The 365-nt window shown below is 66.8% G+C and carries 1 protein-coding gene; it reads right to left on the bottom strand.

Annotated features, from left to right (window positions below; genetic code table 11):
- Positions 1–166: 166 nt before the first annotated feature.
- Positions 167–365, bottom strand: a 199-nt coding sequence (locus OP79_RS49230) for a BRCT domain-containing protein (RefSeq protein ID WP_033329891.1), incomplete at its 5' end; no start/stop codon positions are given.

Genomic DNA, 365 nt, shown 5'->3' with positions numbered 1-365 from the left:
CTCCATGGGGCTTCAGCCGGACGATCGTCCCCATGGGCTGTAGGTGAGGCCCGGGGACACTGTCCCCTCCGCAGCCACGTACAGGTGAACGGTCAACCGTTGTGGGTTGTTCCGGGCCGGTTCTGGCTGCCGATGTGAGCTGCGGCATGCCCCCTTGCCGAGGGGCTCAGTCGACGAAGTCGGCGATGAGGGTGGCGAGTTCGTCGGGGGTGGCCAGGCGGATGCCGAGGGTTTGGGCCTTGGCGCGTTTGGATCCGGCGTTCTCGCCGGCGACGACCAGGGTGGTCTTCTTGGAGACGCTGGAGGAGGAGCGGCCGCCGGCGCGTTCGATGAGCTCGTTCATCTGGTTGCGGCTGAGCTTTTCC

Source organism: Streptomyces yerevanensis (assembly GCF_000716805.1).
GTDB classification, from domain to species: Bacteria; Actinomycetota; Actinomycetes; order Streptomycetales; family Streptomycetaceae; genus Streptomyces; species Streptomyces flaveus.
This window is presented reverse-complemented; position numbering and strand designations above follow the sequence as displayed.